Origin of the sequence: Streptomyces sp. NPDC086835 (assembly GCF_044745705.1) — a bacterium.
Classification (GTDB): Bacteria; Actinomycetota; Actinomycetes; order Streptomycetales; family Streptomycetaceae; genus Streptomyces.
On sequence record NZ_JBIVAU010000009.1, the window covers coordinates 237,608 to 261,422 of the forward strand.

Consider the following 23,815-nt stretch of genomic DNA (forward strand, 5'->3'; position numbering starts at 1 on the left):
CCCCACCGGCTGAACGCACAGTGTTGACAGTACATTGACATTCCGTCAAGTGGCTGCCTACTGTCTGAGCCCTTGAGGGCTGACCGGCCCGGGGTCCGTGCATCTCCCTGCGAATTCATTCGATCCAGGAGTGCCGGATGCGCCGTACTGCTTCACCGACCTCGCTTCTGCTCTTCGGGGCAGGGGTCTTCCTGCTCGTGCTGGCTCCCCTTCTCGCCTGGTACGTGGCACCCCAGGCCAAGCGCACACCTGTCGACGTCGACACCACGACCGTGTTCACCGGCACCGGCAGCTACTTCGACACCTCCAAGGTGAGAACCGTGCACGGGCAGCGGATCACGGTGACCCGTCAGGTACGGGGCGACGTGGCCGACAGCGAGAAGAGCGGCAACGCCGTGTGGGACGTGTCCACCTCCGTCGACAGCGACGCCACACTGCCGGCCGCCGACACCCGGGACTCCTTGCAGTGGACGCTGGAGCGCTGGGTGACCGACCGTGCCACCAACGAGCCGGTGCACTGCTGCGACGAGTCCCCCGTCTTCGACGGCGAGGCGTACCTGAAGTTCCCCTTCGACGTCGAGAAGCGCTCCTACCGCTGGTGGGACGGCACGCTCGGGGGCGTTGTCCGGCTCCGCTACAGCGGCACGGCGAAGGTCCAGGGGTACGAGGGGCTGCGGTTCACCGGCAGCGTGCCGCCGACCAGGACCGGGGTACGCCAGGTGCCGGGACGGCTGGTCGGCAAGGCAAGGACCCCGCAGGTGCTGGCCGAGGAGTGGTACTCCAACAGCGGCGTCGAGCTGGTCGTGGACCGGCGCACCGGGCGGATCGTGCACGCCGCCATCGGTCCCCGGAAGACGCTGCGAGCGCCGGGGTCGGACAAGGACGCCGTGGTGCTGCTGGAGAGCAAGCGGCTCGCGTTCACCGCGGAGACACAGCGGCAGCAGGTGGAACTGGCCTCGCGCGACAGTGGCAAGCTCGCCGTCATCAGCTCGACCGCTCCGGTGGGCGCGGCGGCGCTGGGCGCCTTGCTCGCGTTGATCGGCGCCGCGCTGGTGGCACGCGGTCGCCGTCCGGCTCCGGACCGCGCGAATGCTCACCTGATGACGAGTCCGCCCGCCTGAGAGCGGCAGAAGTTGTCATACCGGTGAGTAGCCGCGCGCCGACGGCGTATCCAAAACTGGCTGTCCCCACCACAGCACGGCCCCCCGGTCACCCCCCACCGTCCCCGACCCGGCACCGTCATCCCCTTTCCCCTCCGCACCCCGAAACGAGTTGGAGCACCCATGCCCCAGCACGTACCTCCCCCACTGCTCGAGGCGCCGCAGCAGCCGCCGGCCCGCGCGCACCACCGCCAGGCCGTGCTGCCGGAGTTGTCCGAGAGCCCCCGGCACATCGTGTTCCTCGCCCATCGTGACCTCGGCAACGCCGCCGCGGGCGGCTCCGAACTGCTCGTCGACCAGCTCGCGCAGGGCCTCACCGCGCGGGGCCACCGGATCACCCTGCTGTGCGGCGGACCCGCCGTGCACCGGTCGTACCGGGTGGTGTCCGCCGGCGGCACGCTCGGGCACTACGCCGGCGCCCGGGCCGCGTTCGCCCGGCAGGTCGGCGCGTGCGATCTGCTGGTCGAGGTCTGCAACGGCATGCCCTACCTGACCCCCCTCTGGCATCGCGGGCCCACCGTCTGCCTGGTCAACCACGTCCACACCGAGCTCTGGGACATGCGCTTCCCGCCACCTGTCGCCCGTGCCGGCCGGCTGCTCGAGCACTGGGCCCTCGCCCGCGCGCACCGCGGCAACCTCATGGTGGCCGTCTCTCCCTCCACGGCCGGCGCCCTGCGCGCGATCGGCGTGCCCGACCGGCAGATCCGCGTGGTGCACAACGGCGTCGACGAACCGGCCGCGCGCAGCCCGCGGTCGCGGACGCCGATGTTCCTGGCGCTGGGCCGGCTGGTCGACTACAAGCGCATCGATCTGTTGCTGCACCTGTGGGAACGGGTGCGGCCGGTCACCGGCGGCCGGCTCGTCATCGTCGGTGACGGGCCCGAGCGGGCCCGTCTGGAGCGACTCGCCGGTGAGGGCGTCGAGTTCACCGGCCATGTGCCGGAAGAGGAGAAGCACCGCCTGCTCTGCGAGTCGTGGCTGCTGCTGCATCCCGCGGCCGTCGAGGGCTGGGGTCTCGTGGTGACGGAGGCGGGGGCACGCGGCACGCCCACGCTGGGCTTCGACGTACCCGGCCTGCGTGATTCCGTCCAGGACGGCGTCACGGGCCTGCTGTGCCGGGGCGAGTCGTCGTTCGCCGCGGCGTGGTGCACGTTGGCGCTCGACTGCGACCGGCGTGAGGACATGGGGAAGGCCGCGGCCGAGCGGGCCGCCGCGTTCCGCTGGAGCAGCACGGTGCGGCAGTTCGAGGCCGTGGCCGCGGAAGCGGTGCACCGCTCACGTGGTCCGCAGGGCGGGGCACCCGCTGTCACGAACGGCGCGCGGACGTGAAGGACCCTTCGTTCCGGCGTTCCCTCACCCTCTTCCGGGCGTTCATGCGCGAACAGGCCGACCCTGCCGTGGCCTACGGGTTGCTGGCCCGCGACGCGGCCGACCAGGTGGAGCGCTATGTGAAGCTGGACGGCCGGGTCGTCGTCGACGTCGGCGGCGGCAGCGGTCACTTCACCCGCGAGTTCAGACGGCGCGGCGCCCACGGCTACCTCTTCGAGCCGGACGCCGCCGAACTGGCGCCCGAGCCGGCCGAGGGAACGGTCGTCGCCGACGGATACCTCCTCCCCCTCGCCGAGGGGGCGGCCGACGTCTGCTTCTCGTCGAACGTGCTGGAACACGTCGCCGACCCGCAGACCTTCCTGAGCGAGATGGTCCGCGTCACCCGCCCCGGCGGCCTGATCTACGTCTCGTTCACCAACTGGCTCTCGCCCTGGGGCGGTCACGAGTGGGCTCCCTGGCACTACCTGGGCGCGGAGCGGGCCCGTGCCCGGTTCGAGCGTCGCAGCGGACGCGCCGCGAAGCACCGGCTCGGCGAGAACCTCTTCCAGATCGGCGTCGGCTCGACACTGCGCCATGTCAGGGGCCGCGGCGATGTGGACCTCGTCTGCGCGCGCTCCCGGTACTGGCCGGTCCTGCCGGAACTCGTCCCGCGCCTGCCGGGCCTGCGTGAGTTGGCCACCTGGAACCTCCTCCTCATTCTCCGGCGGTGTTCATGACCAGCGCTGTCCACATCCGACCGCCCGCCCGTCCCGCGAGCGGGGGCCCGCCACCCGACCGGCCGCCGGGGCCCCGGTCGCGCCGGTGGCTGCTGGGCTTCTGGGCAGCGGTGTTCGTGGCCTTCCTGGCGGTGTCGCCGGGCCGGATGACGTTCGAGACGAAACTCGGCGTCGTCGCCGACCCGTGGCAGTTCCTCAGCGACCTGAGCGGTCTGTGGCACGACCGGTCCGGCTTCGGCGGCATCGCCGACCAGTACATCGGCTACGTCGTCCCCATGCTGCCGTTCCACGCCCTGGCCGATCTGCTCCAGTTACCTGTCTGGCTCGCCGAGCGGCTGTGGCTCTCGATCGTGGTGACCACGGCTTTCTGGGGCGCGCTGCGGCTGGCCGAGCGGCTGGGAGCGGGATCGCCGGGCAGCAGGCTCCTCGGTGCGGCCGTCTACGCCCTGTGGCCCACGTACACGATCGTCGTCGGCTCGACCTCCGCGGCGGCGCTCCCCGGCGCGATGCTGCCGTGGGTGCTGCTGCCGCTGACGAACCCGCACACCGCGCCGCGTATCGCCGCCGCCCGTTCCGCGTTGCTGATCCCGCTCATGGGCGGGGTGAACGCAGCGTCGACACTGGCCTCGCTGCTCCCCGTCGGGCTCTATCTGCTGTGCCGGCCCGGCGGGCCGCGCAAGCGGGCGCTCATCGCCTGGTGGACCCCCTTCGTGGTCCTCGCCACCACCTGGTGGATCGTTCCGCTGCTGCTCCTCGGCACGTACGGCGAGAACTTCATGCCGTACGTGGAGTCCTCGCAGACCACCACCGCCACGATGTCCGCGACCGAGGTGCTGCGCGGCGCGGGCAACTGGGTCGGTTATCTCAACTTCGGCGAGGCCTGGCTCCCGGCCGGCTGGACGGTCGTCACCTCGGCCGTGGCCGTCCTGTGCTCGGCGCTCGCCGCGGCACTGGGGCTCGCCGGTCTCGCCCGGCGTGATCTGCCCGAACGCCGCTGGCTCGTGGTGACCGTGCTGACCGTCGGCCTCATCACGCTGGCCGGGTACGGCGGGGCGCTCGGCGGTCCCTTCCACGGCGTCGTGCAGGACTGGCTGAACGGCCCGCTGGTGCCGTTCCGCAACATCTACAAGTTCCAGACGGGAGCCGCGCTCGCCCTGGCGCTGGGCCTGATGCACCTGACCGCCGTCGTCTCCCTCCTCCCGCGGGTCCGCGGGCGCGATCTCGTCCCGGCGGCGGCCCTGCTCGTCCTGCCGGGCCTGTGCTGGCCGTACGTCAACGGCTCGATCCTCCAGCCCGGTTCGTTCCAGCGGCTGCCCGCGTACTGGGAGACGACCGCCGACTGGCTTGCGGACAACGCGGCCGAGGACCGGGCCCTCGTCGTGCCGGCGACCGCGCACGGCATCTACACCTGGGGCTCGCCCATCGACCAGCCGCTCGACGTCGTCGCGCGCTCGCCGTGGGCGCAGCGCGACTACGTGCCCTTCGGCACACCGGGCAACCGCCGTGCGATGGACGCCGTCGAGCAGGCGCTCACCTCCGGTGGCGAGGTGCCGGGCCTGAGCGCCTTTCTGCACCGGGCCGGGCTGCACCACGTCGTGGTACGCAACGACCTCGACCCCCGCCAGCTCGGCCACGTCCCGACCACCACGGTGAAACGGACCCTGGAGGCTTCCGGATACCGGCGCGTCGCCGGCTTCGGCCCGGTGCTGACCGGCGGACGGATCGCCGACGACACACCGGTCCAGGTGGAGGGCCTGTTCCCGCGGCAGCGGGCCGTGGAGATATACGAACCGCCGGCGGGCACCGCACGCCCCGGCAAGGCCCGGCTGACGCCGGCGTCGGCGGCGGCCGTCGTCAGCGGCGGTCCCGAATCCCTGCTGCCGCTGTCCGCCGGCGGGCGGCTCGACGGCCGGCCGGCCGTACTCGCCGGTGACGAACTCCCGGGCGTGGACCGGCCGTCGCTGTACGCGGCGGGGGACGGGATGCGCCGCGCCGACACCCGCTTCGGGCTGGTCAACTCGAACACGTCCCACACCTACACCCGAGAGGAACGCAACGCCCCGGAGGCGGTGCAGGACCCCGGTGCCGAACCCCGGCAGATCCTGCCCCTGCCGGGCCCCGGGCACCAGACCACCGCCGTGCTGCGGGGCGCCGCGTCGGTGACCGCGTCGTCCGCCGGGAACTGGCTCTTCCACCTGCCGCAGTACGACCCGGTCAACGCCTTCGACGGCAACCCCGGCACGGGCTGGGCGGAGGGCTCGCCCGGATCACCGGCGGGCGAATGGGTCAGGATCGACTTCAACGGCCCGACCGACGTCCCGGCCACCCTCCGGCTGACCCCGCTGCCGAGCGGCGACGTCCGGGCCGCGCCGACGGCCGTCCGCGTCGAGACCGACCTCGGCAGCCGTACGAGCACGCTGCGGCCCGACGGCTCGGTGCAGGACGTCGACGCCCCTGTGGGGGCCGCGACCTGGCTGAAGGTCACCGTCCTGGAGTCGCAGCAGGGCCGTCCCGGGCTGACCGGCGCCGGGTTCGCCGAGATCTCCGTGCCCGGCGTCCAGGTCACGCGCATGCTCCAGCTTCCCGAGGACGCCCCGAAGGAGACCGGCGACTTCGTCCTCTACTCGCTCCAACGCGGCAGCGACCCGGGCGGACTGTCCGCTGTGGCCGCCGAGGTGGGGCTGCACCGGCAGTTCACCGCGGCCCGCTCCGGCCCGTACACCGTCCGTGCCACCGCGCTGCCCGTGCCGGGCGAAGCACTGGACAACCTGCTGTTCGACCTGACCGGGCAGCGCGACAAGATCGTCGCGAGCGCCGACTCGACGGCGGCCCTGGGGACGAACCTCAGCCCCCGCAACCTCACGGACGGCGACCTGACCACGGCCTGGATCGCCGGTGAGCGTCCGGTGCTCCATCTGTCCTGGCCGAAGAAGACATCGGTCGGCGAGATGGTCTTCGCGGCGGCCGGTGGGCTCTCCGCCCGGCCGGAACAGGTGCAGATCAGCTCGCCCGACGGGACCGCCGTCGCCGCGGTGGACGAGAACGGCATGGCCCGGTTCCCGCCCATCACCACCGACCGGATGGACATCACCGTCTCGCGGACCGCGCCGCTGACCCTGCACAACCCGGTCGCCGACGACCAGTTGCAGCTTCCGGTCGGCCTGAGCGAGATCCACATCCCGGCCCTGAAGGAGTTCCGCGCACCGCAGCCCGACCCGGAGCGGAGGTTCACGTTGCCGTGCGGCAAGGGGCCGGTCCTCTCCGTCGACGGGCAGTTCCTCGAGACCCGTGCCGAAGGACGGGTACGGGACCTGACCGGGCGCCGGCCCGTCGAGGTCTCGCTCTGCACGGACGGGAGCCGGGTGGACCTCGACGAGCGGACCCACACGGTCGAGGCCGGAGACGCGGGCCCCCTCGCCGTCACCGGCGTCACGCTCGCCACCGGTACGCCGGCATCCGCCGCAGAGGCCGGGGCGGAACGGGCCCTGGAGGTCCGGGAAGGAACGGGCGACCACCGGTCCGTGCGGGTCGGGCCGGGAGACGCCTCGTACCTCCAGCTCCACGAGAACCACAACCCGGGCTGGAAGGCCACGCTGGACGGCGAGGAGCTGACACCCCTGAGGATCGACGGCTGGCAGCAGGCCTGGCTGGTTCCCGCTGGGCAGGGCGGCACGGTGACGCTCGAGTACGAGCCGTCGTGGATGTACCGCGTCGGACTGGGCGTTGCCGGGCTGCTGCTCGCCGTGCTGGTGTGCCTCGCGCTCGTCGGACGACGCGGCCGGGCCGCGGAGCACACCGCGGCCGCCCTCCCCGCGCCCGGGCCGCTGCTCGGCGCCGTGGCCCTGACCCTGGTGGCCGTGGTGGTCGCCGGACCCGTGGCGGTGGTGGTGCCCGTGCTGGCGGTCGTGGCATGGCTGCGACCGGCGTTCCTCGTACCGCTCGCGTTCACAGCGATGGCCGGCGCCGGCGCGGTGGCCGCGCTGGGCGCCGGCGACGGGCTCTCGCCGGACCGGGGCGCGTACGGGCCGACGGCCCAACTTCTCGCTCTCACAGCCCTGTTCGCCGCCTTGGTGAGCGTGGGGCGGGAACGCGGCGGCCCCACCGGCACGCACCGGTCCGGCGGCGGGCCCGCCCCGCGGGTGCCGGGCCCCGACGAGGACCGTCCAGCCGGTGCCGGCACACCGAAACCGGGTCCGCCCAGGCCGCCGGGGGTGCCGGCGCCCCCGACAGCCGGCAGCGGCGGACCGCCGCACCAGCACACCGGAGGGAGTCTCTGATGGCGACGGTCGAACGCTCCACGTCCCCTGACGCGGTGGACCCGGACCTGCCGCGGGTGCCGTTCCCCGTCGTCGACGAGGTCGCACGGCACTGCGCGCAGGAGGCGGAACCCAACACGGTGCACATCGAGATCCATCTCCCCGGCACCGTCGAACCGGACCGGCTGCGCGCCGCTTTCGGGCAGGCCCTGTGCCGTTATCCGCGCGCGCTGATGCGCGAGCGGGCGCGCGGCCCGTTCGCACGCCGCTACGAGTGGGAGCTGACGCGGGGGCCCGACACGGAGGTGGTGACGTTCCCCCCACGCGCGGCCGGCGCCCTCGGCCGGGCACGGGAACGCGCCCTCGCCGAGGCGCCGCCGCTCACGTCCTCGCCGCCACTGCGGCTCGAGGTCGTCGAGGAACCCGGCAGACCCGGCTGTGTGCTGGTGTTCACGCTCAACCACACGGCCCTCGACGGTCCCGCGTGCCTGCGGCTGGCGGCGACGGCCGCGGAGATCTACAGCGGAACGCCGGCCCCTGCCGCACCCCCGCCGGCCCGGCCCGCGCCCCCCGGGCGGCCGCACCGGACGGGCGGCCCCGCCGTGCCGGGCAGACCGGCGCGGGTCGCGGCGGGCACCCCGGGACCGGTGCCGGGCAACGCGATGCTCGTGACCGAACTGCCCGTGCCCCGGCGGGAGGCGGGGGCTCCCTACACCGTCAACGACCAGCTGATGGTGGCCACCGCCCTGACCGTAGCCGACTGGAACCGGGCCCATGACGCCCCACGGCGACCGCTGCGCATCACCATGCCCGTGGACGACCGCAGCCGGGGTCCCGAGATGCCCATCGGCAACGGCACCCGGCTGGTCGAGGTCGGCTTCACGGCCGCCGAGACCGAGAGCTTCGACCTCGCGCTGTTGCTGCGCCGCACCGCGGAGCGGACCCGTGCCCTCAAGGCCGCACCCCGCCCTCAACTGGGTCACGGCGCGGCCCTGTTGACGCTCCCCGTACTGCCGGTCGCGGCGCGGGCGGGGCTCACCCGTGGTCTGCGGCTGCTGGCCGCGCCGTGGACGTCGACGACGCTGCTGAGCAACATCGGCCGCATCCCGTATCCGCTGGACTTCGGCGACGCCGGACGTGCCTTCGCCGTCTGGTTCTCCGCGCCGGCCAGGATGCCGCGCGGCCTCACCGTCACCACCGCCGCCACGGGAGGCCGGCTCCATCTGGTGCTGCGGTGGTCTCGTTCGCTGCTCTGCGAGGAGGACGGCGTACGGCTGCGCGAGCTGTTCGCGCACCATCTGAAGGCGACGGAGGCCCTGTGACCAGCACCGGCTCGCCGGCCCTGCGGGACTTCTACGAGGATCCCGATGTCCCCGTCGCCTCCGGCGACGCCCGCAGCAGACGCCAGGCACGGCTCCTGGCCGAGGCCCTGGGCACGGCGCCGGGGCAGCTCGTCGTCGACGTCGGATGCGGCGACGGCAGCGCGGCGCGGGCCGCGGCGCCGTACCTCGGCGGCCATCGGCTCGTGGGCGTCGACTGGTCGCACGACGCGCTGCGCCGCGCCCGGCCGCACATCGGGAACGTGGTGCGCGGCGAGCTCGACCATGGGCTGCCGTTCGCCGACGGGTGCGCGGACGCGGTGCTGTTCAGCGAGGTCATCGAGCATCTCGTCGACCCGGACCACGCCCTGGACGAACTGCGGCGGATCCTTCGGCCGGCCGGCCATCTGATGCTCTCCACGCCGAACCTCGCGGCCTGGTACAACCGCGCCCTGCTGCTGGCCGGGGTGCAGCCGGTGTTCTCCGAGGTGAGCCTGCGCGGGATCCACGGCCGGCCCGGCTCGCAGGTGGTGGGTCACCTGCGGCTGTACACGGCCCGTGCCCTGCGTTCGTACCTCACGGCCGCCGGATTTCGCGACGTACGGATCACCGGCGCGCCGTTCCACGGTGTGCCGCGCGGGCTGCGGCTGCTGGACCGGGCGGCGTGCGCGGTGCCCGGCGCCGCGTCCATCCTCCTCGCGCACGCCCGGCGGGGGTAGCGGCCGTGTGGTGGGGCGTGGGCGCGGCGCTGATGGCCAACCTGCTGTACAGCGTGGGATTCGTACTGGAGAAGAAGGCCCTCGGCCGGCTGCCCGCGCTCTCCGCGGGCAGGCCCGTGCATGTCGTCCTGGTGCTGCTGACCAGTCCGGCGTGGATCGCCGGATCGCTGGCACTGGCCGCCGGGTTCGCGGCCCAGCTGATCGTCTACCGTGCGCTGCCGATCGCGGCCGCCCAGGGAATCTTCGTGTCGGGCCTCGTCCTGCTCCTGCTGCTCTCGTCGGCAGTGCTCGGCGAACGGCCGTCGGGCCGCGAGCGCTACGCCCTCGGCGCGGTGCTCGTGGCGCTGCTGATGGTCGTCGCCTCGGTCCGGGAGGGCGAGGACACGGTGAGCGGCGGAGCTCCGTGGGCGCTGGTGCTGCTGGTGAGCGTGCCGACCCTCGCCGCGGGCGTGTGGCTGTACGGCCGGGTCGAGCGGCGCTCCCGCAAGCGCCACCGGCTGCCGACCAACGGCATCGGCTACGGCGTGGCCGTGGGCCTGCTGTACGGGGTCAGCTCGCTGGCGATCAAGGGCGCGTCGAGCCGGCTGACAACGGCCGACATCGGCGACGCGGCCCGCTCGCTGTTCACCTCGCCCTACCCGTATCTGCTGATGTTCACGGCGGCGGCCGGCCTCGTCATGTCGCAGGCGGCACTGCAGCGTTGCCGAGCCTCCCTCATCGTGCCCGTCTGCACCACGGTGACCTGTCTGTTCACGGCGGTGCTCGGGACGATCACCTTCGGGGAGCGGCTGCCGGAGGATCCGCTCCTGCTGACACTGCGGGTGGCCGGCACGGCGCTGGCGCTGTCCGTGCTGCTCGCCCTGCCCCGCCACGATCCGGCCCCGCGTACGCAGGGGCCGCCCCCAGTTGCCTGAACCGACGGAACCGACCGAACCGACCGAACTCCCGGAACTGTAAGGACGTTGCCATGGACGCCGACGACCCGCTGCTGCGCATCCTCGCCTGCCCGCTCGACAAGGGCCCCCTGACGCTGCTCAGCGGACAGAACATCCTCTACAACCCGAGGCTGCAGCTGAGCTACCCCATCGTGGACGGCATCCCCCAGCTGCTTCCGTCCTCGGGAAGCAGGGTCACGGAGGACGACCACGCCAGGTACCTGCGGGCGGCCGCCGAGTGACCACTGTCGCGGCAGCGGTCGCCTCCCGCCTGCCCACCCGCTGGGTCGGCTCCGCGGCCTGCGCGCTTTACCCGCGCTTCGAGCCGGAGCTGGGCCGGCTGGCCGACTTCTGCCCGCGAGGCGGCACGGCGATCGACATCGGCGGCTGGTACGGCCCCTGGTCCCGTCGGCTGGCCGCCCGCTGCGATCGGGTCGTGACCATGGAACCCGTGCCCCACCTGGCCCGCCATCTCCGGTCGACGCTGCCCGGCAACGTCCGGGTCGTACAGGCGGCCGCCAGCGACCACGAGAGCACCGCCCGGCTGTGGCTGCCGACGGGCGACCGCGGGGACCGGGGGGTCTCCTCGCTCGCCCGCCGGGACATCCACTCCCACAGCGTGGCCGTGCCGGCGGTCACGGTCGACAGCCTCGCAGTGCACGACGTGCGGTTCGTGAAGGTGGACGTGGACGGCGAGGAACTTCCGGCGCTGCTCGGCGCCGCGGGCCTGCTGCAACGGGACCGCCCCGCGCTCCTCGTCGAGCTGGAGACCCGTATCCGGCCCATCGCCCCGGTGATCGCCCTGCTGACCGGCCAGGGCTACCGGGGCTGGGTGCTGGCCGCCCGCTCGTGGATGCCCCTGGCCGACTTCGACCTGGCCGGCCACCAGTCGAGGACCGAGCACCTCGTGCACCGGGGGCTGCTGCGCCGGGCGCTCGTGCCGCGGGAAGGCCGGTACATCAATTCGGTGCTCTTCCTGCCGGCGGGACGGGTCCCCGGGGGCACGGCGGTGCCCGAGCGACGGCCCGAATGACCCCTACATGGCGAAATGACACGGTTTGACACGTTGATGCGAAGATGTCCGTATGGATGTGCGGAACAGGAACCGCGTCACGGTGAGCGGGAGGGCCGACGGTCCGGTGGTGATGCTGGCGCACGGGTTCGGGTGCGACCAGAACATGTGGCGTCTGGTGGTACCGGCGCTGGAACGTGACTTCCGGGTCGTGCTCTTCGACCACGTGGGGGCCGGCCGGTCCGACCTGTCGGCGTGGAACGAGGAGCGGTACACCTCGCTGGACGGCTACGCCGACGACGTGCTGGAGATCTGCCACGAGCTGGACGTGCGTCCGGTCTTCGTCGGACATTCGGTGAGCGCGACGGTCGGCGTGCTGGCGGCCTCGAGGGAACCGGAGCGCTTCGCGGGACTGGTCCTGCTCACCCCGTCGCCGCGCTACATCGACGATCCCGCGACCGGCTACCGGGGCGGATTCAGCGCCGAGGACATCGACGAGCTGCTGGAGTCGCTGGAGTCGAACTATCTGGGCTGGTCGGCGGCGATGGCGCCGGTCATCATGGGCAACCCGGAGCGTCCTGAACTGGGTGAGGAGCTGACCAACAGCTTCTGCCGCACCGACCCCAAGATCGCCCGCGTCTTCGCCCGCGCGACCTTCCTGTCCGACAACCGGGACGACCTCGCCAAGGTGCGTGTCCCGACGCTGATCGCGCAGTGCTCCCAGGACGCGATCGCCCCGCGCGAGGTGGGGGCGTTCGTACACGCGCAGATCGACGGGAGCGAGCTGGTCACGCTCACCGCGACCGGGCACTGCCCGCAGCTCAGCGCGCCGGAGGCGACCGCCGCGGCGATCGCCTCCTTCGCCGCCGGAGCGGGCCGGTGACGTCCCGGGAGGTCCCCGGCCGCACACCCGGCCGCCCCCAGGACCTCGGTCCGGTCCCCGGCGGCGAAGAGGGCGCCGACCAGGTCTCCGCACTGCTGGAGGACAGCGCCGAGGACCTGTACGAGAACGCACCGTGCGGCTACCTCTCCACCTTGCTGGACGGGCAGATCGCCAAGATCAACCAAACTCTGCTGGACTGGCTGGGTCATCGGCGTGAGGACCTGGTGGGCCGCAAGCGGTTCGCCGACCTGCTCACCGTCGGCGGGAAGCTCTACCACGAGACCCACTTCGCGCCGCTCCTGCGACTGCAGGGAGAGGTCAGCGGTATCGCGCTGGAGCTGAAGGCCGCCGACGGCAGCCGGCTGCCGGTCCTGGTGACCTCTGCTCTCAAAAGGGACAGCGACGGCCGGCCCCTGCTGATCCGCACCACTGTCTTCGACGCCCGTGACCGCCGGGCGTACGAGACGGAGCTGCTCCGCGCCCGGCAGGAGGCCGACCGGGAACGTGAACGCCTCCAGCGCCTCGCCACCACACTGCAGAGGACGCTGCTGCCGCCCGCGCTGGAGAACGTTCCCGGCCTGGACGTCGCCGCGCACTACCACATCGCCTCGGCCGACGAGGTCGGCGGCGACTTCTACGACCTCTTTCCCCTGACCGCGGGCACGTGGGGGCTGTTCCTGGGCGATGTGTGCGGCAAGGGGGCCGCCGCCGCGGCCGTCACCTCGCTGACCCGGTACACCCTGCGGGCCGCCGCCGTCTACCACCCCGACCCGGCGGCCGTGCTCACCAACCTCAACACCGTGCTGAACCACGAGCCCCACGGCGATGAGCCCCGTTTCTGCACCGTCCTCTACGGCCTGCTCACCCCCGCCGACCGCGGAGGTTTCCACATCACCCTCGCCAGCGGGGGGCACCCGCCGGCGGTCCTCATGCGCGCCGACGGCAGCGCCGACTACGTGCACACCCCCGGCGGGCAGCTGCTCGGTGTCGTGCCCGACGCCGACATCGCCACCGCCACCGTCCACGTGGGGCCCGGCGACACGCTGCTCCTCTACACCGACGGCCTCACCGAGGCCCACACCACCATGGCCGGCGGTCGCTACGGCGACGAGGCGCTCCTCGACTTCGCCCGGTCCCTCGCCCCGACCACCGCGCAGGCCGCCATCGGGGCGGTGCGGGACCTGCTCGCCTCCTTCGACAAGGTGGACGACGACACCGCCCTCCTGGCCATCACCGCTCCCCGCCCCGGTCGTGAGGAGGCTCGGGGAGCCGGCTGACGAGCACGCCGCCCCGGGCGTGGCCGAGCCGTGAGGATTCGGCGTTCCCCCGTGACAGCGGCGTCATGACGCTGTGCCATACTCAGCGCGCTCACTGCCCGTCCCGAAGTCGTGGGGAACACCGTTGAAGCCCGACCTCGCCGCCCTCGGCGCCGGACCCGCCGCCGCCCTCCCCACCCGGGCCGGCGCGCGGACACAGGTCCCCGTCCCGGCGGTCGCCGGCGTCCGCACGGGCAGGAATACGTGAGCGGTATAGAACTGACGACCCCGTATCTGGACACGGACGCGGACCAGCTCTCCTTCACCCTTGGCCGGCCGGCGCGCGAGGCACTCGCCGTACGCGACCTCACCGTCGGCGGGCTCGACGTCCAGCTCAGGCTCCTCGGCGCGTCCCATCAGGTTTTCGCGGGCCCGGTCCGGGAGACCGTGGCCTGCCTGCCCGGCGTCGCCGGAGGCCTGCCCGGATCCGCGGAGCACGAGTTCGACGAGTGGCGCTACCGCTTCACCGCCCGCGTCCGGCACTTCACTGCCGCCGGGTTCAGCGAAGAGGTGCACGGGATCCGCAAGCGGTCCGACGACGCCGCCGAGTCGCTGCACGGCATCTTCCCCGGCTCCCCCGAGGCGGTCACCGCACTGACCGTCGAGCGGCTCAGCACCGGGCTGGGCTGGCGCACTTGGCACACCTACCCGCAGAGCCGCCAGATCGTGGCGACGTACACCCGGCTGGAGGCCCGATGAAGACAGCCCGACTCATCAGCGTGACGATACTCGCCACGATCGCGCTCACCGCCTGTTCCAGTGAGCCGGACGACGGCAACGACGTGCCGTCCACCTGGATCCGCCAGCAGTACACCAGCAGCGGCGTGGGCTATGTCGACACCAGCGACACGACGTCCAAGGTCGCGAAGGAGATCGACGGCCACGCCTCGGCCCGTGACCGTATCGACGACTCCGGCAAGGTCTTCCTGCGCTACCGGGACGACATCGTCTCGATCGTCCCGCACCAGAGCGGCAGCCGGATCGAGATCGACGACTACCGCACCGGCTACTACCGCTGGAAGTCCAACATCCGGTCCGTGTGGCCGGACCCGGACAGCAACGAATTCCGCGGCGGCGGCCCCGGATCCGGCAAGTGACCGCCCGCCGCGCCCCGTAGCGCCTTTGGTCCCGCACCCACCCGCACCCCTCGACGACGTCCCCGAAAGGCATCCCCGTGGCAGAGATCTTCGAGTCGGCAGGCGTCGCCCTGCTCTACGGTCTGGTCGGCTTCATCGTCATGGCCGTCGGTTTCATCGCCCTCGACCTGGTGACCCCCGGCAAGCTCGTCCATGTGGTGTGGACCGAGCGCAACCGCGGCGCGGCGGTGCTCCTCGCCGGCCAGACGATCGCCATCGGTCTTGTCATCGACCAGTCCATCCGGGCCAGCGAGTCCGAGCAGGGCCTCGGCCTGGGGCTCGCCAGCACCCTGCTGTACGGCCTGTCCGGAGTGGTCGTGATGACGTTCATCGCCGTCGTCGTCGGTCTGCTCACGCCCGGCCGGCTGGGTCACGCCGTGCTCGACGACAACGGCGACCGCCCCCATCCCGCCGCCTGGGTCCAGGCCGCGATGTACATCGGCACGGCCTTCATGGTCGGCGCCGCGGTCTCCTGAACCGGACGATGGGCACCACCACTTCGGACGACACGGCCGCGGACGAAGCGGCCTCGGCCCCGACCGCGGCGGGGACCGCCGCCGCGGCGGACGGCCCCCCTGCCGCTCCCGCCGGAAAGACCCCGCCCGCCGCGTACTCGCGGGGCTCGCGCTTCCTGCTGCTGTTCGCGGTGTTCCTCTGCGCGGCCTGCGGCCTGGTGTACGAACTGGCGCTGACGGCGCTGGGCAGTTACCTCATCGGCAACTCGGTGATGCAGACCTCCGTGGTCATCTCCGTCATGGTCTTCGCCATGGGCATCGGCTCGCTGGCGGCCAAGCCGCTGCAACGGCGCGCGGTCGGCGCCTTCGCGCTGGTGGAGGGGCTGCTCGCGCTCGTCGGCGGGCTCTCGGTGCTCGTCCTTTACGTCTCGTTCGCCTGGCTGCGGATCTACATGCCGTCGATGGTGGTGGTCACGTTCGCCGTCGGCCTCCTCATCGGGGCCGAGATCCCGCTGCTGATGACGCTGCTCCAGCGGATCAGGCGCCAGGAGGCGGGCAGCGCCGTCGCCGACATGTTCGCCGTCGACTACATCGGAGCGCTGGTCGGCGGGTTGTGCTTCCCGCTGCTCCTGCTTCCCGCCTTCGGACAGCTCAAGGGCGCGCTGGTGGTGGGCGCCGTCAACGCCGTGGCCGGGGTCGTCGTCGTCCTGTGGATCTTCCGCCGGCAGACCCGCCGGGTCGTACGCGTGTCGCTGCTGACCGGTATGGCGGCCGTCCTCGCCGTGCTCGGCACCGTGTACGCGCTGGCGGACGACATCGAGGTGACCGCACGGCAGCAGTTGTACCGCGACCCGATCGTGCACGCCGAGACCACGCCGTACCAGGACATCGTCGTCACCCGGTCCACCGCCTTCACCGGGGACCCCGACATGCGGCTGTTCCTCAACGGCGATCTGCAGTTCTCCTCCGTCGACGAGTACCGCTACCACGAGGCCCTCGTCCACCCGGCGATGTCGGGCAGGCGCTCCTCGGTGCTGATCCTCGGCGGCGGCGACGCGCTCGCCCTGCGCGAGGTCCTGCGCTACGACGACGTCGAGGACGTCACGCTCGTCGACCTCGATCCGGCGATGACCAGGCTCGCCCGCACCTTCGAGCCGCTGCGTGAGCTGAATCGGGACGCGCTGCGCGACCGCCGGGTCACCGCCGTCAACGCCGACGCCTTCAACTGGCTGCGGGACGCCACGCGGCGGTTCGACACGGTCATCATCGACTTTCCCGATCCCGACAACGCGGCGCTGGCCAAGCTGTACTCGGTCGAGTTCTACCACCTGCTCAAGCAGGTCCTGAAGCCCGAGAGCCAGGTCATGGTGCAGGGCGGTTCGCCGTTCTTCGCCCCCAAGTCGTACTGGTCCATCGCCGCGACGATCGGCGAGGCCGGATACCGCACCACCGAGTACCAGGTGGACGTCCCGAGTTTCGGCAACTGGGGCTTCGTCCTGGCCACCCCCGGCACCGACGGCCCGGCGCCGGCACTGCGCCTGGCCGAACAGGCGCCGCCCCTGCGGTTCCTGGACGACTCCGTCCTCGAGGCCGCCGCCGTCTTCCCGCTGGACCGCCGCCGCCTGGACGTCCGGGCGAGCACGCTGATGGACCCGGTGGTGCTGGAGTACACGCTCAACGAGTGGCAGAACTACTGAGCCTCCGAGGACTTCGAGGCAGGCGGCGGCAGTAGGACCGCCCCCGCCTCCGTGCCGGTGCGTCCTCTCCCGCTGGCTCTTCTCCCAGGCTCTCCCGCCGATTCTTCTCCCCCGCCTGGAGCCGGCCTTCGCTTCTGCCCGCTTCACGGCACTTCGCCGCATTCATGACGCTCCGCGGAATCCCGCTCCGGCGACGTCCGGCCATGCCCTCTCACCGATTTCGTACTGAGGGGTAGGCCCGTGACCGCTCTTGCTATACGGTCCGTCTAACAGCTTGCTAGACGTCACGTCTAACAAGCTGCGGCGGCATCCCGGCGGCGAGGACGGCCGACGGTGCCTGCCGGCCCGCACCCGACAGCGAACAAGGAACATCACACCACTCGTTTCGAGGAGCCGCACCATGTCCAGCAGCACCCTCCGGCCCAAGACGCAGGAACGGCCCCACGAGCAGGACGTCGCCCGGCGGTTGCTCGACTCGGCCGCCGTGCTCGCGTACGACCCCGCCACAGAGGTGGACTGGGAGACGCCGCTGGACAAGGACTTCCACGGCGCCAGCCCCGAGTGGAGCACCCTGTACGGCACCGCGTACTGGAACGAACTGACGGACGCCCAGCGCAAGGAGCTGACGCGGCAGGAAGCCGCGTCCGTGGCCAGCACCGGCATCTGGTTCGAGATGATCCTTCAACAGATGGTCCTCCGTGACATCTACGCGAAGGACCCGACAGACGCCACGTTCCAGTGGGCGCTCACCGAGATCGCCGAGGAGTGCCGGCACTCGATCATGTTCGCGCGTGGCGCCCAGAAACTCGGTGCCCCGGCGTACCGGCCGCACCGCTTCGCGGTCGAACTCGGCCGCGTCTTCAAGACCGTCGCGTTCGGCGAGGCGGCGTACGCCGCGATCCTCGTCGCCGAGGAGGTCCTCGACGTCATGCAGCGTGACTGGATGCGCGACGAGCGGGTGGTGCCGTTCGTCCGGACGATCAACAACATCCATGTCGTCGAGGAGTCCCGGCACATGAAGTTCGCCCGTGACGAGACGCGCAAGCGCCTCCGGGGCGCCGGCCGGTTGCGGCGGCAGATCAACGCCCTCGTCGTCGCCATCGCGTCGTACGTCATAGTCACCAGCATGGTGAACAAGAACGTCTACGCGAACGCCGGGCTCGACAAGGAGCGCGCCATCGGCGAGGCCAAGGCCAACGAGCACCACAAGTCCATGATGCGGTCGAGCTGTTCGGGCCTCATGGAGTTCCTGGCCTCGGCCGGTCTGCTCACCAGGCCCGCCCTGTTCTTCTACAAGCGCGCCGACCTGATCTGACACCGGAGCGACCCGACCCGACGACCCGACCGAACCTGAGCCGAGCCGAGCCGAGTTGACGACATGACCTATGCCATCACGCAGACCTGCTGCAGCGACGCCACCTGCGTCGCCGTGTGCCCGGTCAACTGCATCCACCCCACCCCGGAGGAACGGGCCTTCGGCAGCACGGAGATGCTGTACATCGACCCGAGATCCTGCATCGACTGCGGCGCCTGCGCGGACGCCTGCCCGGTGGACGCGGTCTTCCCCGTGGACAGCCTGTCCGGGTCCCAGCAGGAGTACGCGGCGATCAACGCGGCCTACTTCGAGGACGGGACGCCCCGACCGGCGGACGACAGCCCGAACTTCCACGTCTGGGGAGAGCCGGAGTTCAAGCGGGTCCTGCCGGCCGACTTCGCGCCGATCCGGGTCGCGGTCGTCGGCACCGGCCCGGCCGGCATGTACGCGGCGCAGGACCTGCTGCTGCACACCAGCGCCGAGGTGACGCTCGTCGACCGGTTGCCGGTGGCCGGTGGTCTCGTGCGTTACGGCGTGGCACCGGACCATCCCGCGACCAAGAAGGTCGGTGACACCTTCGGGCGGTTCCACACGCATCCGCGGGTGCGGATGCACCTGGGCGTCGAGGTCGGCAAGGACGTCACGGCGGAGGAACTCGCCGCGCACCACGACGCGGTGATCTACGCCGTCGGCGCCTCGCTCGACCGCCGGCTCGGGATCCCGGGAGAGGACCTGCCCGGCAGCATCTCGGCGACGGCGTTCGTCGCCTGGTACAACGCCCACCCCGAAGTCGCGGCGGATGCCGTCGACCTGTCGGCCGAGCGCGTGGTCGTGGTCGGCAACGGCAACGTGGCCCTCGACGTCGCGCGGATCCTGGTCAGTGACCCGCAGTCGCTGGCCGGCACCGACATCGCCGACCACGCGCTGGCCGCCCTGCGCGCCGGAAAGGTGCGGGAGGTGGTCCTCCTCGGCCGCCGCGGCCCCTCGGACGCGGCGTACACCAGGTCGGAACTGCTCGCTCTCAAGCACCTGCCCGGCGTGGAGCTGGTCGTCGACGACCACGATCCACGGATCGGCGCGGGCATCGAGAGCGCCGGGGCCAGGGACAAGGCCGCCGATCTGAAGGACGTCACCCGCCGCGAGATGGACTGGTCCCGTCCTCCTGCCCCGGGACGGCGCATCGTGTTCCGCTTCCACTCCGCACCGTCGGAGGTGCTCGGCGAGGACACCGTGCGTGCCGTACGCACCACAGGGACACATCAGGCGCGGAAGATACCCGCAGGCATGCTGCTGCGGGCCGTCGGCTACCGGGGCGCGCCGATCGCCGGCCTGCCCTTCGACGAGGCCAGCGGCACCGTGCCGCACGAGAACGGCCGCGTGACAGGCATGCCGGGGACGTACGTCGTGGGCTGGATCAAACGCGGGCCCTCCGGCGGCATCGGCGCGAACCGCACCTGTGCCGCCGAGACGGTCGGCACGCTCCTCACCGACGCCGTCGGTGGCGCGCTGCCCGCTCCCTCCCGGCCGGCGAAGGCGTTCCACCGGCTGGTGCGCAGCCGCAACCGCCAGGTCGTCGACGCGTCGGGGCTGGCGGCGATCGAGCGGACCGAGGTCGCCCGAGGCCTGCGTGAAGGCAGACCCCGGGTCAAGCTGACCACGGTCGCCGAGCTGGTGAAGTCGGCGAGGTCCGGCCGCCGGCTGATGTCGCGCTGACCGGGTCGGTCCAGGAAGCTCAGCCTGACCCGGCGTCGGGGCTGTCCTTGTCGGTGTCCGCCGACCTCCGCGAGGACAACCCCGGCGTAGGGGCGTCTCGGGTCAGTCGCGCGGGGTGCGCGAGCGGGCCAGGCGGGCTGCCAGGGGGCGGGGAAGATGGCGGGCGGCGAAGGAGTAGGCCTGGTAGTGGCGGCCGGGGATGCTGAGGGGACGGCCGCGGGTGAGGTCCTTCAGGGCCTGGGTGACGACGTGTTCGGGGCTCAGCCAGGCCCAGTCAGGGAGGTCGCTGACGTCCATTCCGGCGCGGCGTTGGAATTCCGTGCGGGTGAAGCCGGGGCAGACGGCGAGAACCCTGACGTGGTTCGGGGCCAGGTCGACGCGGAGGGATTCGCTGAACCCGATGAGCCATGCCTTCGCCGCGCCGTAGGTGCCTGTGGGCAGAAGGCCGGCGACGGAGGCGATGTTGAGGATGGCGCCACGGCCGCGGGCAACCATGCCGGGGACGGCGGCGTGAGTGAGGCGCAGGGGGACCCGTGTGAGGAGGTCGAGCATACGTTCCTCGTCCGCGAGAGGGCTGTGCGGAAACGGGGCGGGGAGTCCGAAACCGGCGTTGTTGACCAAGACGTTCACCGGAGCGGTGGTGTCGGCGAGGCGTTCCTCGACAGTCGCGCACGCTGCGGCGTCGAGGAGGTCGGCAGCCAGGGTCTCCACGCGGACCGCGTGGCGCTGCCTCAGGACGCAGGCGGTGTTGTCGAGGCGTTCCTCGTCCCGGGCGACGAGTACGAGGTCGCGGCCGTCGGCGGCGAACCGGCGGGCGAAGGCGGCGCCGATGCCGGAGGTTGCTCCAGTGATCAGGACTCGGGGCATTGCTGGTCTTCCTGTCGGGTGTGTGCCGTAGTGGTGCGGTCGGGGAGCGCTGCGGACGCCTTCGTCGCGAAGCGTGCGCCGTCACCCTCAGCCTCACCACCGCCACTGTCCTCGGCCGCAGCCGGCTGCCGCCGGGTGGAGAGGATCACCACCCAGCAGTGGGGAACGATCACCGCCCGACCGGGGCACGATCTTCCCAGGGCCTTGACGCCAGGCCGACCCCGCATGTGAACTCGAACCGCGGGGGACCAAGCCCAGGGCGCTGATCCGGACCGAAGAACGCGTCGCCCGCCGGAGGGCGCGGCGTGATGGTCAGCTCCGGCGCCTCCCACGCCCGCCGTCGCCACCATCGGCGCCCTGAACATTCTGGTCAGCCCAGGAAGCTCAGTCGAACCTGACGGTCGGGATTGTCCTTGTTGGTGTCGACGAGGCACACGGACTGCCAGGTGCCGAGCTCCAGCCGGCCGCCGACCACGGGAAGCGTCGCGTGCGGCGGGACCAGGGCGGGCAGAACATGGTCCCGCCCGTGGCCGGGGCTGCCGTGCCGGTGCTGCCAGCGGTCGTCGGCCGGGAGCAGGGTGTGCAGCGTGGTCAGCAGGTCGTCGTCGCTGCCCGCCCCGGTCTCGATGAGGGCGATACCGGCGGTGGCGTGCGGGACGAAGATGTTGAGCAGGCCGTCGGCACCGCCCGCGTTCTCCCTGAGGAAGCGCTCGCACTCCCCCGTCAGGTCGGTGACCGCCTCGTCGGAGCCAGTGCTGATGGTCACGGTCGTGGTGGTGAAGGTTCCGGGCATGACCCCATCTTCTCGTCCGCCGGACGGTGGGGCCCTGCGGGAAGATCCGTGCCGCCCACCCTGTTGGTAGAAACGTGAACGACTTGGTGGCTCGTGAAGTGGACGTGGTGGTCGTCGGCGCGGGGCAGGCCGGCCTGTCCGCCGCGTATCACCTGCGGCGCGCCGGCCTGCTGCCGGACCGCGACTTCGTCGTGCTCGACCATGCCCCGCGGCCCGGCGGCGCCTGGCAGTTCCGCTGGCCCTCGCTCACCTACGGCAAGGTGCACGGCATGCACTCGCTGCCGGGCATGGAACTGACCGGCGCGGACGACGAACGGCCCTCCGCGGAGGTGATCGGCGCGTACTTCGCGGACTACGAGCAGCGTTTCGGCCTAGGGGTGCGCCGGCCCGTCGCGGTCGCGGCCGTCCGCGAAGGGGACGGTGGACGCCTTTCGGTGGAGACCTCCGACGGAATCTGGTCGACGCGGGCCCTCATCAACGCGACCGGGACCTGGGACCGCCCGTTCTGGCCGCGCTACCCGGGCCAGGAGACCTTCCGCGGGCGGCAGCTGCACACCGCGGACTACCGCGGCCCCGAAGAGTTCACGGGGAAGCGGGTCGTCGTCGTCGGCGGCGGAGCGTCCGGGACCCAGCATCTGATGGAGCTCGCCGAGGTGGCGGCCGCGACGACATGGGTGACACGGCGACCCCCGGTGTTCCGGGACGGCCCGTTCGACGAGGACGCGGGACGGGCGGCGGTCGCGCTGGTCGAGGAGCGCGTACGGCGCGGACTGCCGCCGCAGAGCGTCGTCTCCGTCACGGGGCTGCCGCTGACCGACGCCATCCGGCAGGCCCTGCGGACCGGGGTGCTCGACCGGTTGCCGATGTTCCACCGGATCACACCGTCCGGGGTCGCCTGGGACGACGGCCGGAGCGTCGAAGCCGATGTGATCCTCTGGGCGACCGGCTTCCGCGCGGCGATCGACCATCTCGCGCCGCTGCGACTGCGTGAACCGGGCGGCGGTATTCGCGTGGACGGCACCCGCGCGGTGCGCGACGCCCGCGTGCACCTCGTCGGCTACGGCCCCTCTGCCTCGACGATCGGTGCGAACCGGGCCGGGCGGTCCGCCGTACGGGAGATCACCCGGCTGCTGGAGAAGGAGCCGGCACCCGTCTGACCGGCGTACGCCCTGACGACGGGCGCCCTCATGACCGAGGCCCTCATGACGGAGGCACGCCCGCCGGCTCAGCCGTCCGTGGCACGCGCCTCGGCCCGTGCGGCGTTGAACTCCGCCACATGCCGCTGATGTTCCTCGTAGCTCGCGGTGAAGCGGGTGTCGCCCGGTTCCACCGTCACGAAGTAGAGCCAGTCGCCGGGCGGCGGGGCGATCGCCGCGTGCATCGCCTCCTCGCCCGGGTTGTCGATGGGTGAGGGTGGCAGCCCCTGGTTCTCATACGTGTTGTACGGGCTGCGCAGACGGGTGTCCGCGGTCGTGGTGTCCACGGTGCTGCGCCCCAGCGCGTAGTTGATCGTCGAGTCCATCTGCAGCGGCATGCCCTGGGCAAGCCGGTTGTGGATGACGCGGGCCACCTTGCCCATGTCGTCGGCGGTGTCGGCCTCCGCCTGCACGATGCTGGCGATGTTCACCGCCTGATGAAGGGTCAGACCGTTGCGGCTGACCCCATCGGCGATGCGCCTGCTGCCGAAGCGCTGGTCGGCGGTGTTGACCATGAAGCTGAGCAGGCCGGCCGGGGTGCTGGTGGCGTCGTAGGGATAGGTGGCCGGGAAGAGGTAGCCCTCCGGGTTGCCCCGGGCGTCGGGCGGGAGCTTCAGCTTCGCCGTGGCGGCCGCCTTTCCGGTCGTTCCCGGCGCGACCTTGAGGGCCTTGTCGACGGCGGCGTACACCTGGGTGGCGCGCCAACCCTCGGGGATGACGAGCTTATGTTGCGCAGGCGGCGGGCGGTGCGGCTTCTCCGGCTCCGGGGTGAGCAGCGGCACCAGGACCGCGGCCGCCGTCACCGCCACGGCGCCCGCCACCAGCACCAGCCGGCCGCGGCGCGTCAGGCGTGGCCGGCGCCTGGACCGTCCCCGCGGTGAGGGCTCGTTCGTCATACAGGCACGCTAACCCGGTCCTCGGGCCGATCCGGGGAGCCGGCGTCGGACGACACGAGCACCCGTCGACCACCCCACCGACACGAACAAACGAACGCTCGC

General features: G+C 72.1%; 21 protein-coding genes. 18 read left to right on the forward strand and 3 right to left on the reverse strand.

Annotation, left to right across the window (positions count from 1 at the left end):
• The first annotated feature begins 137 nt into the window (after positions 1 to 137).
• The 17 genes from ACIPJI_RS27135 (at position 138) to ACIPJI_RS27215 (ending at position 19,961) form a co-directional block, all read left to right on the forward strand.
• Positions 138 to 1,121: a DUF3068 domain-containing protein gene (locus tag ACIPJI_RS27135; RefSeq protein WP_402249403.1), complete on the forward strand. Its 984-nt coding sequence runs from the start codon at positions 138 to 140 to the stop codon at positions 1,119 to 1,121.
• Positions 1,122 to 1,283: 162 nt separating this feature from the next.
• The gene (locus tag ACIPJI_RS27140; RefSeq protein WP_402249405.1) at positions 1,284 to 2,489 is read left to right on the forward strand and encodes a glycosyltransferase family 4 protein; all 1,206 of its coding nucleotides are present in this window, start codon (positions 1,284 to 1,286) and stop codon (positions 2,487 to 2,489) included.
• Positions 2,486 to 3,205, forward strand: coding sequence for a class I SAM-dependent methyltransferase (locus ACIPJI_RS27145; protein ID WP_402249407.1), 720 nt, complete (start codon positions 2,486 to 2,488; stop codon positions 3,203 to 3,205). Before ACIPJI_RS27140 ends, ACIPJI_RS27145 begins: the two co-directional genes overlap by 4 nt.
• Positions 3,202 to 7,482 carry an alpha-(1->3)-arabinofuranosyltransferase family protein gene (locus ACIPJI_RS27150; protein WP_402249408.1) on the forward strand — a complete coding sequence of 1,427 codons (4,281 nt, stop codon included), beginning with the start codon at positions 3,202 to 3,204 and terminating at the stop codon, positions 7,480 to 7,482. The genes ACIPJI_RS27145 and ACIPJI_RS27150 overlap by 4 nt, the downstream gene beginning before the upstream one ends.
• Positions 7,482 to 8,783 carry a condensation protein gene (locus tag ACIPJI_RS27155; protein ID WP_402249410.1) on the forward strand — a complete coding sequence of 434 codons (1,302 nt, stop codon included), beginning with the start codon at positions 7,482 to 7,484 and terminating at the stop codon, positions 8,781 to 8,783. Before ACIPJI_RS27150 ends, ACIPJI_RS27155 begins: the two co-directional genes overlap by 1 nt.
• Positions 8,780 to 9,499 (forward strand): class I SAM-dependent methyltransferase, encoded by a 720-nt coding sequence (locus ACIPJI_RS27160; protein ID WP_307705119.1) that lies wholly within the window; start codon positions 8,780 to 8,782, stop codon positions 9,497 to 9,499. The genes ACIPJI_RS27155 and ACIPJI_RS27160 overlap by 4 nt, the downstream gene beginning before the upstream one ends.
• 5 nt (positions 9,500 to 9,504) lie before the next feature.
• The gene (locus ACIPJI_RS27165) at positions 9,505 to 10,413 is read left to right on the forward strand and encodes a hypothetical protein (protein ID WP_307705120.1); all 909 of its coding nucleotides are present in this window, start codon (positions 9,505 to 9,507) and stop codon (positions 10,411 to 10,413) included.
• A 53-nt stretch (positions 10,414 to 10,466) separates the two neighbouring features.
• Positions 10,467 to 10,676 carry a Trm112 family protein gene (locus tag ACIPJI_RS27170; protein ID WP_307705121.1) on the forward strand — a complete coding sequence of 70 codons (210 nt, stop codon included), beginning with the start codon at positions 10,467 to 10,469 and terminating at the stop codon, positions 10,674 to 10,676.
• Positions 10,673 to 11,467 (forward strand): FkbM family methyltransferase, encoded by a 795-nt coding sequence (locus tag ACIPJI_RS27175; RefSeq protein ID WP_402249412.1) that lies wholly within the window; start codon positions 10,673 to 10,675, stop codon positions 11,465 to 11,467. Before ACIPJI_RS27170 ends, ACIPJI_RS27175 begins: the two co-directional genes overlap by 4 nt.
• A 52-nt stretch (positions 11,468 to 11,519) precedes the next feature.
• The gene (locus ACIPJI_RS27180) at positions 11,520 to 12,329 is read left to right on the forward strand and encodes an alpha/beta fold hydrolase (protein ID WP_307705123.1); all 810 of its coding nucleotides are present in this window, start codon (positions 11,520 to 11,522) and stop codon (positions 12,327 to 12,329) included.
• Complete coding sequence (locus tag ACIPJI_RS27185) at positions 12,326 to 13,606, forward strand: PP2C family protein-serine/threonine phosphatase (protein WP_402249414.1); 1,281 nt, start codon at positions 12,326 to 12,328, stop codon at positions 13,604 to 13,606. The genes ACIPJI_RS27180 and ACIPJI_RS27185 overlap by 4 nt, the downstream gene beginning before the upstream one ends.
• 243 nt (positions 13,607 to 13,849) lie before the next feature.
• Positions 13,850 to 14,344, forward strand: coding sequence for a DUF2617 family protein (locus ACIPJI_RS27190; RefSeq protein WP_356620373.1), 495 nt, complete (start codon positions 13,850 to 13,852; stop codon positions 14,342 to 14,344).
• Positions 14,341 to 14,742, forward strand: coding sequence for a DUF4247 domain-containing protein (locus tag ACIPJI_RS27195; protein WP_356620372.1), 402 nt, complete (start codon positions 14,341 to 14,343; stop codon positions 14,740 to 14,742). Before ACIPJI_RS27190 ends, ACIPJI_RS27195 begins: the two co-directional genes overlap by 4 nt.
• Positions 14,743 to 14,819: 77 nt before the next feature.
• Positions 14,820 to 15,257 (forward strand): DUF350 domain-containing protein, encoded by a 438-nt coding sequence (locus ACIPJI_RS27200; protein WP_307705128.1) that lies wholly within the window; start codon positions 14,820 to 14,822, stop codon positions 15,255 to 15,257.
• Positions 15,258 to 15,265: 8 nt separating this feature from the next.
• Positions 15,266 to 16,933, forward strand: a complete 1,668-nt coding sequence (locus ACIPJI_RS27205; RefSeq protein WP_402249416.1) for a polyamine aminopropyltransferase — start codon at positions 15,266 to 15,268, stop codon at positions 16,931 to 16,933.
• 400 nt (positions 16,934 to 17,333) lie between these two features.
• Positions 17,334 to 18,248, forward strand: a complete 915-nt coding sequence (locus ACIPJI_RS27210; protein ID WP_307705130.1) for a diiron oxygenase — start codon at positions 17,334 to 17,336, stop codon at positions 18,246 to 18,248.
• A gap of 63 nt (positions 18,249 to 18,311) precedes the next feature.
• Entirely contained in the window at positions 18,312 to 19,961 is a 1,650-nt protein-coding gene (locus ACIPJI_RS27215) for an FAD-dependent oxidoreductase (RefSeq protein WP_402249417.1), read from the forward strand.
• Positions 19,962 to 20,063: 102 nt separating this feature from the next.
• Here ACIPJI_RS27215 and ACIPJI_RS27220 read toward each other — a convergent pair whose 3' ends face one another.
• Both ACIPJI_RS27220 and ACIPJI_RS27225 read right to left on the reverse strand, forming a co-directional pair.
• Positions 20,064 to 20,828, reverse strand: coding sequence for an SDR family NAD(P)-dependent oxidoreductase (locus ACIPJI_RS27220; RefSeq protein WP_402249419.1), 765 nt, complete (start codon positions 20,826 to 20,828; stop codon positions 20,064 to 20,066).
• Positions 20,829 to 21,198: 370 nt separating this feature from the next.
• The gene (locus tag ACIPJI_RS27225) at positions 21,199 to 21,621 is read right to left on the reverse strand and encodes a YjbQ family protein (protein ID WP_356620368.1); all 423 of its coding nucleotides are present in this window, start codon (positions 21,619 to 21,621) and stop codon (positions 21,199 to 21,201) included.
• Between the two features lie 74 nt (positions 21,622 to 21,695).
• On the opposite strand from ACIPJI_RS27225, the gene ACIPJI_RS27230 reads away from it, so the two are divergent.
• Positions 21,696 to 22,778, forward strand: a complete 1,083-nt coding sequence (locus ACIPJI_RS27230; protein WP_356620367.1) for an NAD(P)-binding domain-containing protein — start codon at positions 21,696 to 21,698, stop codon at positions 22,776 to 22,778.
• 68 nt (positions 22,779 to 22,846) lie between these two features.
• Here ACIPJI_RS27230 and mltG read toward each other — a convergent pair whose 3' ends face one another.
• Entirely contained in the window at positions 22,847 to 23,713 is an 867-nt protein-coding gene (mltG, locus tag ACIPJI_RS27235) for an endolytic transglycosylase MltG (RefSeq protein ID WP_402249421.1), read from the reverse strand.
• Positions 23,714 to 23,815: the final 102 nt, after the last annotated feature.